The following is a 15517-nucleotide window of genomic DNA, read 5'->3' as shown; positions in this document are numbered from 1 at the left end:
TATGAAAGCAGTTTGGAAAGGGAAGGTTATTGCTAAAAGCGATAATACAAAAGTTGTAGAGGGAAATCATTACTTCCCCCCTTCTTCAGTAAATGATGAATACCTGGCGGAGTCTTATACCACTTCAAAATGCCCTTGGAAAGGTACGGCGCATTATTATAATATTAATGTTGAGGGTAATACAAACGAGGATGCGGCATGGTATTATCCAGACCCAAAAGATGCAGCTTCAGATATAAAGGATTATGTGGCATTTTGGAATGGTGTCGAGATTACTGATTAACAAAAGAAACAGAAATTGATTCACTTAGCTTTTTCAATTTCATTAATTGATCGATAATAAATCTGGTATGTAAAGCTGGCGTATCGATTTGTTGAAGTTCTTCTTCGATCTCCGGAATTACAATTTCGATTTGTTTTTGTGATTCATCAATATTTAGTGCATTAGCAGAAGATAAAACAGATTTGAGATCATCTAAAAATGGAGTTATTTTCGACAATAAGTACTCTTTTTTATCCAGGTGAATAAGATAAACTCCAATAGAGGATGCTAAAATCATGAATGCGTAATTATTCATAATCAACTTATAGCTATTACTTTCTATTTTTCTTTTTTCAGCGGGATCAGTAATTAGCCTGTTATATGATGAGATCACATTTGACATCTTTACATAAGTATCCTTCCTGAGTTCTCTGTAAGTAGTTTTATCTATTGATTCCTGTGATAAGGAGTGTAATATATAAAATGCGAAATTTTTATTTGATTGCCATAACTCATTAATGAAAACCGGCATGCTTTTATGTTCCCAGAAGGGAAAAAGTACCCTGATAGATATAAAACATAATATCCCTCCAAAGACTGTATCAATAACCCTGTAGAAGATTATTTCAGTATTTAGTCCGGTAAGAACCCCAAAAAGAAGCAACACAAACAAAGTGAAAAATAAGGTTGCTTTCACATAATCCCTCGGTAAAAAGTTAAAAGCAAAAAAGAATGCAATTCCCATTAAAAGGATACCAATTAGAGGGTTTATTTTCAAAAAAGTTAAGGGAAGAACTATTAAAGCTCCTATAATTGTACCGATAATTCTTTGAGTTAATCGGTTTTTGGTGATACTATATCCTGGTTTCATAATTACCAGAATGGTAAGTAATACCCAGTTTGGATTTTGGAAATCTAAAAATCCAGCCAGTACATATCCGATTACGGAAGTGACGGCCATTCTCAAAGCATACCTGAAATAACTAGAATCCAGGGTTAAATTAGAAAGAAAGGCGTCGACGCTCAGTTTTCTTGGAGGTATGAATTTATCAACCCGACCAGGATCAAAATCCATATCAACTTTTTCTCTTTCACCGGCAGCTAGCAGAGTGATGCGGGATATCTTTTTAATTTGATGGTTGAGGTAAATATTAAACCGATTGATGAATCTATAATCCGCTACTGGTTTGTCAGCTTTCAATGCAATGGATTTTGCCCTTGATAATTCTATCTCAAGAGATTCCATTTCCTGATGAAATTCAGGTTTCTCAAAAGAAGTTAATTTACCTTTTTTGATACAAACAGATGTGTTTCTGAGTATTTCAGGCATTTTGCCTACCACCCTTTCCAAGGCCTTTACACCAGGAAATTCCGATTTTAATGATCTGTATTTTTTAGGATCGAAATGAGTGATTAATGCAAGCTCAAACATTTCTATTAGTTCTATGAAAATAAATAAAGAACGTTCATAATGCCTTTCAGATCTAAAAAGATCCATCCTTTCTTTTAGTAATAAATCCCTGATCTCATCATATTTTGGATTTAATCCTGACTGAAATTGAGCAAGGTTATACAAGACTTCTTCCTCATTTACCTCTCCTGATTTTAAGTATTTCAATCGAAGATCAAAATAGTCAGCGGTCAAATTGAGAAGGTCAGCCAGTTTTTTGTTTATCAATGAGGGCTTGTAAAGTTGGTAAACAATAATTGCATAGATTATATACAGTATTTCACCTGCTGAAACACCTATAAAGTGATTCAAAACTTCTTCTGATTCGAGCCGGTTTGAAAAACTCAATCCCAGCATTATTGATAAGTAGCCTGAAAATGACAGCATTGCGATGTTAAAATCAAAAGCTGCAATGTAGGCTAAAAAGAAAATTGCAATTGAAAGAAAAATATTCAGTGCTACAGGATTATCGGAAAGCATAATGACACCCAAATGGAGTCCCAGTGATAAAAAGAAAGCAACAAAAAATAATTTTAGTTTACTTACAAAATTTATATTCAGATCTACTGCTGAAATAAAGGAACCGCCTAATAAAAACTGGATCGCCTCTGTCTTAAATCCCAGTACAAATAAAATAATAACAGGAATATAAACCCCGGCGAATATTCTGAATGCATTTATTGCTGATTCACCTTTAAAAATAAATTTGATATTTTTTGTAACTATATTCCTCAAGAATCTTATTTTGATATTCAAAATTAGTTCAAACTACCTAAATAAAAATATCTATCACTTATTATATACAATTAAAAAAGCGATCCGTTTTTGGATCGCTTTTCAATCACAACCGATTTGCACTATTTATTTAGTATTCAATTCTTCTTCTAATATTGGATAATCAGTGTATCCTTTTGGTCCCGGAGTATAAAAGGTATCGGTATCATAATCATTTAATGGTGCATCTTGTTCAAAACGCTCAACCAGATCAGGATTTGAAATATATAATTTTCCAAACGATACCAGGTCAGCATCACCATCTTCTATAACTTTATTACCAGATTCCTGATCGAAATGAGCATTGATCATTAACGTGCCTTTGTAAATTGGCCGGTAGCGTTTAGCTATTTGAGTTTCAGCATGTGGAATTTCGCTTACATCGTTAAATGGTTCAGACAGATGTAAATATGCAAGGTCATAATCATTTAACTTATTTATTATATAATCGAATGTCGGTATAGTATCTTCATTTAAAGTCATTCCAAAAATCCCATGTAATGATGGGTTCAACCTTACTCCGATCTTTTGTTCGGGTATCTCTTTTTTTATCTCATCGAGAATTTCGAATAGTATTTTAGATCTGTTTTCAATGGTACCACCGTATTCATCCGTTCTTTTATTTGAAGTTGAAGAAAAGAATTGATGCAATAAGTATCCATTTGAAGCGTGGATTTCTACACCATCGAATCCCGCATTTATTGCATTTACTGCAGCATTTTTAAAATCTTCGATTGTGGTTTTGATGTCATCAATCGTCATTTCTTTAGGAGTGACAGTTTCTTTAAACCCTTCGGGAGTATATGATTTTTCATTTGGATTTATTGCTGAGGGAGCTAATGGTAAATCACCGTTATGAAAATCCGGATGTGAAATTCTTCCTACATGCCAAAGTTGAAGGAATATTTTCCCCTTTCTTTCATGAACTGCTTCAGTGATTTTTTTCCATCCTTCTACTTGTCTTTGTGTATAAATTCCCGGGACATTAATATATCCAACCGCTTTCGGAGAGATTGGTGACCCTTCAGAAATAATTAATCCAGCACTGGCTCTTTGCTTGTAGTATTCAGCGATCAGGTCAGTGGGGATATTTCCTTCATTATCTGCCCTTGACCTTGTCATTGGTGCCATCACTACCCTGTTAGATAAGGTTAAAGTTTTGTTTAAAGGTTTTAGTAACGATTGTATATTTTGCATAATTATTTCTTTTTATTTGTTCAAACGTGTATTGTCTAAACATGTTTTATTTTATTCTGGATTTAAAAGGTAAAATGTCGGGAGTAAAACAATAGCATCAGTTTTGTGAATATTTGTAACCTTTAAACTTCAATCCATGTTAAATAAGGAAAGAACCGCACCATGGAAATTCAGGCACTAATTGATAAAATGGAAGGTGATTTTCCTGTAGAATCACAACTTTCTTTTCAGCCATTATTAAAAAGATGGAAAGAAATAATAGAAACTGCTCCCAATACAGGAAGAAGTAAGATACTTCAAAAAATATACGACAGGATTGCTTCTAATCCTGAATTACAAGGAGACGATCTTGATAAGGATGTCGTATTAAACAATGAAGAAGAATTTGAAATTATTCTTGGTTCTCTTTTTCCATTAAGTACTCATTCACCCGATCAGCTATATACAATATGTTTACCTTTTGAACTCGATCCTCTTTATTCATCTGAAGCATTTAAATTGAACTTTCTAAATGAAAGTGGCCAGATGACATTACCTGAAGAATTTGATGTCAGGCAAATTACCATAACCAGGATTATTCAGGCCTACAGGATCATTTTAGGTAAATATTTTAATAAAGAGATTAAATCCTCTCCCCCGATTATATATAAATTTATTGATTCGAAAGGGTTAATGAAATATTATCAATTTGATGTTGACTCCAGGTTCCTGGATGTTGAACTCAAAGCAGAAACTTGTCCAAACCTTAATCAGAAAATAACCAGTGGAAAGGTACCTTCTGTAAATGATATTGAGACCTGGATGGAAAAGCTTCCTTTGGATCTTTTTGTATTTAAAGGATTTGCAGTAATCACCTTGCGAGATTTGACAATGACAGAAGGAATTTCTGATCTTAGAAATGAGTTAATGCTTCATCAGGATTTTTCAGATCCTGAGTTTCTGTCTCAAATTCAATTGGCAGTTAAAAGTATTTTGAATTGTGCAGATATCAATGTTGGGATAGCTGCATTTCAAAACTTTGAAGGTCGTCAGCTTTTATCTGAAAGGAGATTAGCCAACAGCTTTTTGATCAGCAGGTTATGTTCCAGTCATTGTAAAGAAGAATATTCTGAAGTGATTAAGCTACTTGACAATGTAAAAGTACCGAAGTACATACAAAATATTAAAGATTTTATTTGTGATTACCCTGTCCTAGGAAGATTAAAAGAAACTAACATTAATTCGGTTATATTATATCCATTGTTTTTTGACGATGAGCCAGTGGGTGTGCTTGAAATTTCTTCGGAAAGTACAGAAGTACTTGATGAAAACATGATTTCTTTACTAGATCATGTTACTCCGGTGATCGCCCTTGCTCTTCATAGAAGCGCAGATGTTGTCGTAAATAATGTGAGAAATATAATTAAAACAAATTATACGGCTATACAACCTGTTGTTGAATGGAAATTTAATGAAGCTGCAATAGATTTATTAATGCAAAGGGAAAACGGAAATAACCCTTCAGTACCTGATATTAAATTCAAGAACGTATATCCATTATATGCTAATCTTGATATCAGAGAGTCTTCGAATGAGAGAAATAAATCCATTCACATTGATCTCAAAGAGCAATTAAATTTAGCTGTTAAAGTTATTAATGAATCTAAAGAGAAGATCAATCTTCCCATCCTGGATAAATATGCCCGGCAACTAAATAAAATGAGATCAGGTATTAAACATGTGCTTATCCCTGAGGACGAAAGAAGGATTAGTGAGTTTCTAGTAGAAGAAATAACTCCTCTATTGACTCATTTAGGTAAAACATACTCGGATTTAACAGATCTAATCAAATCCTATTTCAATGAATTGAATGCATCTTCAGGAATGATTCATTCCAGGAAGCAAGCGTTCGATGAAAGCATGCAACTGATCAATGATACAGTTTCTGATTATATTGAAAAAGAACAAAAAATAGCACAGGATATTTTTCCTCATTATTTTGAGAAATACCGAACTGATGGAATTGAGTATAATATTTACATTGGCCAATCACTTGTCAAGGACAGGGAATTCAATGACATCTATCTTAAGAATTTAAGATTCTGGCAGCTAAGAACACTTATTGAGTTGGGTAAGATTACTATTGATCTTAAAAAAGAGATGTCTTATAAATTAGATACAACTCAATTGATTCTTGTTCATAGCGACCCACTTACCATAAAATTCAGAATAGATGAGCGAAAGTTTGATGTTGAAGGTTCATACAACATCAGGTATGAAATAATGAAAAAAAGAATTGATAAAGCATTGATCAAAGGTAAGGGAGAAAGATTGACGCAACCGGGTAAGATCGCCGTGGTTTATAGCAGACCAGAAGATATGGAGGAGTATTTAGAGTATTTAAATTATTTCCAGGAGATTGGGCTGATTGAAGAGGAAATTGAAGATCTTGAAATTGATACTTTACAAGGGGTTCAAGGCTTAAAAGCACTTCGGGCTACATTAAAGAAAAAGGAACCTGAAAAAAGAAAAGAACCCAAAAAATCAGTTAAAGAAAAGGTTTAAATAAGAAAAGGGCATTAAGCCCTTTTTTTAGTTTACTTTAATGCATCCATTTTGAATGGTAATTCTATCACCACTTTTTACTTCTACTTTTCCACATGATGTCATGATTACACATTCATCAGATCCGCCCTGAATAGTTACAGAACCGGTACCACTTCCAGAAAATTTCACCTTTGTACTACTGCCACCAATTTTTACACTCATATTATAATCCTTTGAGTCTTTGTTAGTGTACCTGATAGTAACTGAAGCAAATAGAGAATAAGAAATAATAAAAAATCCGGCGAGAAATAGAAAAATACTTCTTTTCATAATTGTTTTAGTTGATGTTGATAAATAATTATATGCAAGTATAATTAATTCAAAAACTAATCCAAATTAAAATTGAAATCCGGCTGTCACATAGGGCAGTAATTCTTCTTCTGAGTACCCTAAAGTTACTGCAAGAACTACAAGCTTCAAAGGTGAAAAGTAAATGCCACCACCATATCCGGTGTGCCATTTGTTACTGTCTTCATTTTCATACCATACCCTTCCCACATCATGAAAAAGAATCATGCCGATTGAGGCGGGAAATAAGTAAGTATTAAAGCTAAATAACTTTGCTCTTAACTCTGTGTTGTTATAGAATGAACCATCACCAGCAAATCTGAATCTTCGGTATCCTCTTAAATTATCTGTTCCTCCCAGTGTTTGGGCCTGAAAAAAGGCATAATCACCAAAAGTGTATCCACCACCAAATCTTGTTGACCAGGTAACTCTGCCGGGTAATCTGAAAGTCCAGTAGAAGGACAGGTCCCCACTTAGATAAGCGAAATCTTCGCTATATTCTGTAGCTCCTGCAAGAGCTGAGGCAGTAAGCAGGAACTTAATTCCTCTTTTAGGTAATATCGGATGATCGATATCTACATAAGATAATTCACTTGACAAACCGATGTAATGCCTTGTTTGAAAAATAAAATCGTCATTAAATTCATCAGGTGGTAAAGTGGCTATGAAGTTATCGTCGTTGTCATCTTTATCAAGTTTAAAATACTGATAAGCAGGACCGGCTTTAAAATGGAATCTGTTACCCAAATTACCACTGAGGTATAAACCCAGGTTAGCCTGGTTAAATCTGGCTCTGAAATATGAAATTGGTTGCTCTGAAACATTGAGACCAGGAGTTTCATTTCCAAAACCAAAGAAATTTCGAACATAGTTAGGTGCCAGTAAATTGGCTTCTATGTTAAAATCAAGTTTTTTATACACATCAATAAAATTCCCTGTATACCTGACGTTAAACGCGTTTGTTCTGAAAGCATAATTGGCAGTAACTCTTTGCCTTAAAGCATAGGGATCTTTTCTGAAGCCATGCTTTATATAGTCAAGTCCACCACCAACAAAAATACCGTCATCGACATTGAACTCAAATGAGAGTAATGGGATCAGAAGATCATACTTAAAAGTTTTTCTATCATAATAATAAACCGAGGGGTCATTACTGACTTTCATTTTCCAGCCTTTCCCTTCATTGAATACTCCCAGGGAATCGTTGGCATACTTATACACCCATATTTTAGGTTGCTTTACCGGGGTCTCATTTCTTATAGTGTCCGCACCTTCTCCCTTGAACACCCTTATTTTTATATCAGTTTTATTATCTCCTTCAAATTCTATAACATCATCGCCATTTCGGGTATAAATCCTGATTTCTTTTGTGATTTCAGGTTTAAATTTTCTTTTGTAAATGACTTGCTCTCTGTCTCTGTTGTCTCCATCAATCTTTTTCATTTCTACCCTGACTTCTCCGTCGTCCTGGATCTTAACTTCAACTTTTTCATGTTTATCTGATCCATAAACATCTACTTTTTCTGAAATAAACTCATAATATTCCAGGGCCTGATTCACAAGATCATTTCTCCTGGCTAATAATTTATTTTGAACTTTATTCACAGTTTCTTCAGGAATATTATCAGGAAAACGGCTAACAGCTTCTTTGATCACATCATCAGATAGTTCATTTTGAACTTCTTCGGCTAATTTCTTCCAGTCTTTTTTATCAAGCTCATTTAGAAATGTCCTGTCAAAATATCTACCATTAAACATAAAAGTATTAATGTCATCAATTTCTTCATCAAATCCCTGAAATTTCGGCATTAGCCATTTCCGTGATGCAACCTTGGGTATAAACCCTTCATTAACAAAATATGCCTGATCACGATCACGGGGTACCGCGATATATTTATTTCCTTTTTCTTTATCTATTTGTGCCCAGCGCCATTGATCATCATGTCTGTCCCAGTCTCCAATGACAATATCCAGCAATCTTGCCTTTAATAATAACTTCTGATCTACCGTATTGTCATTATCTTCTTTTAGATTTTCCAATACTTTATCAGTGCTGTCATAATCTTCCGGTTTTGCATCAGGAGGTTTAGGTTCTCTTTTTTCAAACAAATAGACTCCACCTCCAAATTCTTTTTGATAAATCCCCAGAGCCGGATCTTCAGGAAGCCATACTAATTCAGGTTCAGCATGTGGAATACCAATTGCTTCGGCCATGGGTGGTATAGTAAGAGCAGCATAAGGGTTGCTGGCAGAGATCTGATCTTGAACAATATCTTTAGCCACTGTTTCTCTTAATACCTCAGGAATAGCTGAGTCGGGAAATTTATTAACCGATCGAAGTACATACTGCGTGCCTGTACTGTCTTCCAGTCTTAGGCTTTTTGTTTGCTGTCCCCCGCCCCTTTTTACTATGATCAGCCCACCTTTTTCTTCTTTTATATCCAGTACCCTGAATTGATTTTCAACAGACCATATATCCCTGTAATTTTCCCCAAATAGTTTTCGTTTAAATTTCTTTGCATCATATTGTTCAGTGATAGTTGTATCAATCTTATCTGGGAAATTCCTTTGCAAATTATCAACACTGGGATTATTAGGTGCTTCCGGAAAATAATCGAATAGTTTGTTTGAGTATAAAGTATCTCCGTAACTATTGAAAAAATCAACAGAAACTTTTTCATCATAAATATTTATTGCAGCGTATCCTTTAGATTCAGCCGAGAACCTAGCAGGGTTTCTACGCCTTTTTACATTACTTAATTTCGCAGCAGAACCACTGACTATGTAATGGGATCTGTCTGTTTCTATATATTGTAGAGAATGTTCATGTCCGGCAACATGAATTGTGTAGGGATGTCTTTTTAGCAAATCATGAAGGCGCTCAGACATTTCTCTATAAACAGGATGAGGCCTGTCCTGAATATTTCCAAACCATGTTCTGTATAGTGGATAGATTGAGCCAATACCTGGAAGTGGAAGGTATAACTGCTGGTTTGTTGCCGTTAACGGAAAAAGATGTTCCTTAATAGTATAAGCCCCATTATGTTCACCAAAAGTGAATACAGGATGGTGCATTGCAATTATTTTAATTTTTTCTCTATGTCTGACAAGAATGTCATTAATAGCATAGAGCACCTCTTCCCCGGTTTTATTATCACAATCACTATCCTGCCCCGGACGAGTATCGTGAGATTGAAGCCACCACTGGCTGTCAATATAAATGATGATTAGTTTATCGTTTACAACGCGATATTCTGGTCCCGGACAACCATTGTAAGGGAAATAAAATACATTGGGTTTCTCAAGAGATCTGACAAAATTTTGTTGCCTTTTTACCTGTTCAAGTCCGTATTTTTTTCCTCTTGCCCAATCGTGATTTCCAGGTACGAAAGAAACTATTGTATTAGGTAGCCTGGAAGTTTCTACCTGTCTTAATAATACCTCTTTATATATTGTGTAGTTTTTATCATCTTTCGGAGGCAGGCCTAAAGGATAAATGTTATCTCCAAGGAAAATAATTTCTTTCTTTAAATTATTATTATGGTTATCGAGAATATTATCTATAACGGGATGTGAATCACCTGTTCCAAATTTCCCTGCATCTCCAATTAAAAGCACCTTAAGGTCCTGCCCTTTAATATTGTAGGAGATCAATAATAGAAAAAGCGATATTAGCCAAATTATCGAATTGTAATTAACAGAAGTAATCCCATTTTTAGCCATTGTCTTTATATTAATCTCTTCACTGCAGATATGAATTTACTGATATCTTCAGGAGTATTGTAAACATTTATTGATATTCTGATCAAAGTCTTTCTTACAGATACCGAAATATTTTCCTTTTTAAGTTCCTTTACTATTTCATCTGCTGTAATACTACTTTCCGACAGATCTATACTGATCAGGTGATTTTCTCTTTCTCGAGAGTCATTAATTTTTAAGCCATTGGATTTACAAAACTCAATTAAATCCCTGCTTAATTCTGCGCAATAATTATTAACACCTTCTACAGTCCAGTTGCTTAGTTGTTCCAGGGCATCTTTAAGCATTGGCAACAAAATGAAATTACTAAATTCTCCGACATTATATCGGGATGCCCCTTCACCATATTCATCTGTATAATTAGTCAGAGAAGAAAAATCTGCCGCATTTGACCTGTTCATCCAGGAGTATTCTATCGGATCTCCTGTATTTAAAGATTTGTCAATATATAATAATCCAATGGAATAAGGCCCAAAAAGCCACTTGTAAGAAGCTACAATCAGAGCAAAAATATTGCATTCTGTAATGTCAATAGGGACAGCGCCAACAGATTGAGTTCCATCCACAATTAGTTTTATATTGTTTTTACGACATGCTTTTCCGATTTGCTTCAGGTCAAAAGCCGTTCCATCAATCCAATGTACAGTTGGAATAGCGATGATAGAAGTATTTTCATTAATGGATTCGATTAGCTTTTCACTCCAGGTCATTTCACTTTCCCTGGAAGGTTTTGATATTTCTATGAGGTTAGCACCAGTGTTATTGCACCACTTATTAATGGTATAATAACTGCTGGGAAACTCATCTGTCACCATAATAATCTCATCACCTTTATTTGCTTTCAGGTTTTGAAAAACAGATGCATACCCGTAGGAAGAAGATGGGATTAGGGCAATTTGTTCTTGGTTACAATTAACAAGTTCTGAGTAAAGTTTTTTGATATGCTCCTTAATGGTGAAAAAATCTTCCGGATTTATTTTAGTTGGATCCCCTTTGGACTTAATCCCTTGAATACCCGCTTGTTGAGTTGAAACAAGTAAAGGGGACATATAAGCACAATTTAGATAGATAGTTTCAGGTGAAAGGCTAAATTTTTCCTTTTGACATTTTAATTCCGGCATAAGATTATCCTATAGAAGTTAGATTCTATAAGAAAAATAATCATCAGGACTTATAAAAGCTAACTGTAATAAAATTGAAACCGTAAAAAGATTTATTTGATTAATCTGTGATACTTAATATGCTTTTTTATGATGTGGTTTGTTTCCTTACAAAGTCTTATCAAACATGATTTTATTACCATCCGGATCTATTACCACAATAGAAGTCAAACGCTTGGATTTGTTATCTTCAGTAGACTTTAAAATTTTTAAACCTGAATTTTCCATCCCTTCTTTTATTTTATCCAGGTCATTTGCATTGAACATTAATATATTCTTATCCACCATGCCTTGAAATAATCCTATTTGTAAGGTGTCATTTCTCATGATTCTCCATTTTGTAAGATTGTTATCAGGAAATCCCTTGTTAGTATGACCTCCATCGACCACCTCAAAACCCAACTGCTCATAGAAGTTTATGCTTTCCATGATATCTTTTACCTTCAAACTCAACGAAAATTGTCCGAGCTGCATATTGCCCCCTTTCTTATGTGATCGATACAATACAAACGCAGTAAATATTGAATTATTTCAATCTATAATTGAACTTTAATTATAAATATAACGAAAAATATAATATTAAGTTATTATTGGTTCGAGTAAAGGGTGAATTATTTCATTTTGATTTATACTTTAACTCGATTATATCCGGACTACCATCTCTTGCTTCATTTGAGATGTAAAGATCTCCTTTGGAGTTAAAAGTTATTCCTTCAGGCTGATTAAAAATCTTAGGATCAAGGTTATGGAAAGACTTTAGATTTTCATCTTTATCAAAAACAGCCAGCCATTTGCCAACGTGAGATATTATGTAAATATCATTATTAAGCGGATTTATGGCGGCCCCTGAAGGACTAACACGTATTTTTTCCTTTCTGTATAATTTTTCTTTAGTTATTTTCCAATTATCCGATTTTGTAATTTTATGATTGATGAGATTTAGTCTGAAGGATCTTGATTCATCTTTATTATCACCTTTACAGTTTTTACAGAGAAGGTAAATTGAATTATCATCTAAAGAAGGGATAAGAGTTTCAAAATCATTTTTGCCCTCAAATGGGAAATCGATTTTTTCCGTAGTTATATTTTCTGAAAAAGCATTTGATACTATATAAATATCACCATTACTTTCGAGGCAATAATATTTGTTATTTAATTGTGCCAATGCCTCGAAATCCATATTTTTTTTAAAATCAGAAGTTTCAATTATTATCTTTGACCGGATATTAGTTTTATAAAGCCTGCCTTTTTCATCCTGGATACAAATAAAGATGTATTTATCGTACCATAAAATACCTGATACTTCGTTAAGTTGACCAGGGAGAATAAATTTCTCACTGTTATTATAACTATAGCCTAATGGTAAAGTATAATTTTTATCATTATTAAAAGAGCAGGTAGTGGAGAGTAGAATAATCCCTAAAAAGAATATAAATTGATTATATTTCATAAATTAACATTAGAATAAATTAAATATATACAGAAATAAGCATATGTCTGTAAACCTTGATATACTTTCCAAAGCTGAAGATCATGTCAAAAATATTATTTCTAAAAAACAAAATAATGATCTTCTTTATCACAATCTTGACCATACCGTTGGGGTGGTTCAGGCCTGTGAGAAAATGGCTGATTTTTATAAATTAAATGTCACAGATTATAACGTTTTAATATGTTCGGCTTGGTTTCATGATATCGGATACTTTCTGGGTGAACAGGAACATCATGAAGAAATAAGTGTTGGTGAAGCAAGAGATTTTCTGTCATCAGAAGGTGTGCCGGAAGAATTTATTCAGAAAGTAGAGGGATGTATTATGGCAACAAAAATGCCCCAGTCTCCTACTGGTTTATTGCAGGCAATATTATGTGATGCTGATTTATTTCATTTGGGCACAGATGAGTTTTATTCAAAAAGTAAGCGCCTTAAAGAGGAAACTGAAATTATTTGCGATAAGGAGTATGCCGAAAATGAATGGATTAAGATAAACCTTGATTTTCTTCGTTCACATAATTATCACACAGAATACGGTAAGAAATTTTTAGACCCAGTTAAGAGTGAGAACCTGGATAGACTGGAAAGAAACTACCAGGTATTTTATGAGGATGAACCTATAAAAGAAGAAACTACTGTAACTGAGCCACATTTATTAAAAGAGGATATTACAGATATCACACAAAAATCTGAAAAGAAGAAGCAAAAAAAAATAAAGAAAAAGAAAAAGCCTGATCGTGGGATTGAGACTATGTTCCGGATAACTGCCAGGAATCATATTGAATTGAGTGCTATAGCTGACAATAAAGCTAACATAATGATATCAGTTAACTCTATCATAGTTTCAATATTAGTAACCGTTTTATTCAGAAAATTTGAAGAATATCCCAACTTAATATTACCATCTATATTTTTATTAGTCACATGTCTTGTGACTATGGTATTTGCGATTTTAGCTACCCGTCCTAATGTCACTTCAGGAGTTTTTACTGAAGAAGATATCAAGAAGAAAAGGTCTAATTTATTGTTCTTTGGGAATTTCTTTCGAATGAATCTTGGGGATTATGAAAAAGGAATCAAAGAAATGATGGCTGATCCTGATTTTTTATATGGTAGTTTAACAAAGGATATATTCTATTTAGGAAAAGTTCTGGGACGAAAATATCGACTATTGAGATATGCCTATACTGTTTTTATGTATGGTTTTATATTATCTGCTCTTGCTTTTGGTATCGCCATGCTTGTATAATAAAACCGGTTGAAATTACTTCAACCGGTCTGAGGATTTATCTTGAATAAAATGCTATGCCAGCCTGAATACCTAAATAATTTTGACCTTCAAAGACATCATTTTTGAAATTGGCATAATAAGATAAGCCCAGATTAAATCCGAACCCGGGATAAACCCAGTACACCACTCCTACTTCGGGGTTTAAAGAAAATTGCCAAGTATCATCTGTAAAGGCAAAAATTCCTATATCAGTTTCCCGTTCAATGTATGAGGTGCCGATTCCAAGGTTAATGTAAGGACGTAGATTATTATCCTCCAGAAATTGTTTACCTATGGTGAAATAAATTGGCACTACTTGTTCATAACGATATTGACGACCTGATATAGTAAGTGTTCCATCAGTTGCAGTTCGGTACCCACTATCTTCGTAAAAAACATTATAACCTGTCTTTACTCCAAGCATTAACATCCCATTAACTTCCGATCTAAATGCAATATTTAGCCCTCTAAATGACACTTCATCGATATAGTCAGAAATATCACCAGCAGGTAAGCCTAATGAATAATTAAGAGTTGTATATTTACTTTGTCCACTAGAAACCGCTACTGTAGACAAAATTAAAAAAGCCGTTATATATATTTTAAGGTATTTCATCTCATTTAGTTATTTAAATATGGTGATTGTTCGAATCCCTGGTCAATTGAGGTATTTATTCTCTGAATAATAGAAGCATTCGAGCCTTGTAGCAAACCATTAACAATCATTGTCCATAATACAGGGATTTGATCATTGAGGATGGTATTGTTAGCATCAGTCATTTGAATTAATACACTCCCGGTTGTGTACCCGGTAACTACAGGTGGATAAGGGTACCACCAGCCCCATCCGGGACCGTAACCGGGATACCACCAATCCCAATACCACCAGTCATAGTAATAAAACAAATTTGTAGTGGTAGTATACGAAGGAAAAACAACAACATCCGGATTTTGATCTTCGTCTACTCTTTGCCAGCCGTTATTTTGCATGTTTTCATTGATCTTATTCAAAATAGGCTCAGCGAATACCGGATCAAGGAAGTCAGGTTGGTCTCCATTTCCGGGATCGTTGGATTCGATTTCGACAATTTCATCAGGAATAGCATATGTATTGACAGAATTAAAATCGAATTGATCGTCATAATCAGTTAATACAACATCGAGATCAGATACATATTCAGCTCCCCCTGGTTGACAGCTAATAAATGATATTGTCAACATCAGAATAATGCTGAAATAGATAGTTTTAAAAATATATTTTCTCATATTTCCATAT

Annotated in this window: 12 protein-coding genes; 3 read left to right on the top strand and 9 right to left on the bottom strand. The window is 34.0% G+C overall.

Translation table 11 applies throughout. The annotated features are described in order from the left end of the window. The first annotated feature begins 1 nt into the window (after position 1). Positions 2-283 carry a DUF427 domain-containing protein gene (locus OO013_RS08715; RefSeq protein ID WP_266056415.1) on the top strand — a complete coding sequence of 94 codons (282 nt, stop codon included), beginning with the start codon at positions 2-4 and terminating at the stop codon, positions 281-283. Here OO013_RS08715 and OO013_RS08710 read toward each other — a convergent pair. Together OO013_RS08710 and OO013_RS08705 are read right to left on the bottom strand one after the other, a co-directional pair. After that, entirely contained in the window at positions 273-2447 is a 2175-nt protein-coding gene (locus OO013_RS08710) for an FUSC family protein (RefSeq protein WP_266056414.1), read from the bottom strand. The genes OO013_RS08715 and OO013_RS08710 overlap by 11 nt on opposite strands. A 126-nt stretch (positions 2448-2573) precedes the next feature. Next, positions 2574-3683, bottom strand: a complete 1110-nt coding sequence (locus tag OO013_RS08705) for an alkene reductase (protein WP_266056413.1) — start codon at positions 3681-3683, stop codon at positions 2574-2576. A gap of 162 nt (positions 3684-3845) precedes the next feature. Between OO013_RS08705 and OO013_RS08700 the strand changes: the two genes are divergently transcribed. Further along, positions 3846-6227, top strand: coding sequence for a GAF domain-containing protein (locus OO013_RS08700; RefSeq protein ID WP_266056412.1), 2382 nt, complete (start codon positions 3846-3848; stop codon positions 6225-6227). A gap of 27 nt (positions 6228-6254) precedes the next feature. Here OO013_RS08700 and OO013_RS08695 read toward each other — a convergent pair whose 3' ends face one another. The 5 genes from OO013_RS08695 to OO013_RS08675 all read right to left on the bottom strand — a co-directional run bounded on the left by OO013_RS08695 (position 6255) and on the right by OO013_RS08675 (position 12929). Next, complete coding sequence (locus tag OO013_RS08695) at positions 6255-6539, bottom strand: hypothetical protein (RefSeq protein ID WP_266056411.1); 285 nt, start codon at positions 6537-6539, stop codon at positions 6255-6257. Positions 6540-6605: 66 nt separating this feature from the next. After that, positions 6606-10280, bottom strand: coding sequence for a BamA/TamA family outer membrane protein (locus OO013_RS08690; protein ID WP_266056410.1), 3675 nt, complete (start codon positions 10278-10280; stop codon positions 6606-6608). Positions 10281-10285: 5 nt separating this feature from the next. Next, positions 10286-11368: an aminotransferase class V-fold PLP-dependent enzyme gene (locus OO013_RS08685; RefSeq protein ID WP_266056409.1), complete on the bottom strand. Its 1083-nt coding sequence runs from the start codon at positions 11366-11368 to the stop codon at positions 10286-10288. 219 nt (positions 11369-11587) lie between these two features. Continuing rightward, positions 11588-11953 (bottom strand): VOC family protein, encoded by a 366-nt coding sequence (locus OO013_RS08680; protein ID WP_266056408.1) that lies wholly within the window; start codon positions 11951-11953, stop codon positions 11588-11590. A gap of 142 nt (positions 11954-12095) precedes the next feature. Next, positions 12096-12929 (bottom strand): SdiA-regulated domain-containing protein, encoded by an 834-nt coding sequence (locus OO013_RS08675; protein WP_266056407.1) that lies wholly within the window; start codon positions 12927-12929, stop codon positions 12096-12098. A gap of 43 nt (positions 12930-12972) precedes the next feature. On the opposite strand from OO013_RS08675, the gene OO013_RS08670 reads away from it, so the two are divergent. Then, positions 12973-14220: a Pycsar system effector family protein gene (locus tag OO013_RS08670; RefSeq protein WP_266056406.1), complete on the top strand. Its 1248-nt coding sequence runs from the start codon at positions 12973-12975 to the stop codon at positions 14218-14220. A gap of 37 nt (positions 14221-14257) precedes the next feature. Here the strand turns inward: OO013_RS08670 and OO013_RS08665 are convergent, their stop codons facing one another. Together OO013_RS08665 and OO013_RS08660 are read right to left on the bottom strand one after the other, a co-directional pair. Next, entirely contained in the window at positions 14258-14857 is a 600-nt protein-coding gene (locus OO013_RS08665) for an OmpW family protein (RefSeq protein ID WP_266056405.1), read from the bottom strand. 5 nt (positions 14858-14862) lie between these two features. Then, complete coding sequence (locus OO013_RS08660) at positions 14863-15507, bottom strand: DUF4136 domain-containing protein (protein ID WP_266056404.1); 645 nt, start codon at positions 15505-15507, stop codon at positions 14863-14865. Positions 15508-15517: the final 10 nt, after the last annotated feature.

Origin of the sequence: Mangrovivirga halotolerans, assembly GCF_026241165.1 — a bacterium.
Taxonomy (GTDB): Bacteria; Bacteroidota; Bacteroidia; order Cytophagales; family Cyclobacteriaceae; genus Mangrovivirga; species Mangrovivirga halotolerans.
Note: the sequence above shows the minus strand (reverse complement) of the source record. Positions and strands in the feature narration are given on the sequence as shown.

Bases quoted from the DNA above. Each gene is read 5' to 3' on its own strand.
- OO013_RS08715 (WP_266056415.1), top strand. From the start codon at position 2: ATGAAAGCAGTTTGGAAAGGGAAGGTTATTGCTAAAAGCGATAATACA.
- OO013_RS08705 (WP_266056413.1), bottom strand. From the start codon at position 3,683: ATGCAAAATATACAATCGTTACTAAAACCTTTAAACAAAACTTTAACC.
- OO013_RS08700 (WP_266056412.1), top strand. From the start codon at position 3,846: ATGGAAATTCAGGCACTAATTGATAAAATGGAAGGTGATTTTCCTGTA.
- OO013_RS08695 (WP_266056411.1), bottom strand. From the start codon at position 6,539: ATGAAAAGAAGTATTTTTCTATTTCTCGCCGGATTTTTTATTATTTCT.
- OO013_RS08690 (WP_266056410.1), bottom strand. From the start codon at position 10,280: ATGGCTAAAAATGGGATTACTTCTGTTAATTACAATTCGATAATTTGG.
- OO013_RS08685 (WP_266056409.1), bottom strand. From the start codon at position 11,368: ATGTCCCCTTTACTTGTTTCAACTCAACAAGCGGGTATTCAAGGGATT.
- OO013_RS08680 (WP_266056408.1), bottom strand. From the start codon at position 11,953: ATGCAGCTCGGACAATTTTCGTTGAGTTTGAAGGTAAAAGATATCATG.
- OO013_RS08675 (WP_266056407.1), bottom strand. From the start codon at position 12,929: ATGAAATATAATCAATTTATATTCTTTTTAGGGATTATTCTACTCTCC.
- OO013_RS08670 (WP_266056406.1), top strand. From the start codon at position 12,973: ATGTCTGTAAACCTTGATATACTTTCCAAAGCTGAAGATCATGTCAAA.
- OO013_RS08665 (WP_266056405.1), bottom strand. From the start codon at position 14,857: ATGAAATACCTTAAAATATATATAACGGCTTTTTTAATTTTGTCTACA.
- OO013_RS08660 (WP_266056404.1), bottom strand. From the start codon at position 15,507: ATGAGAAAATATATTTTTAAAACTATCTATTTCAGCATTATTCTGATG.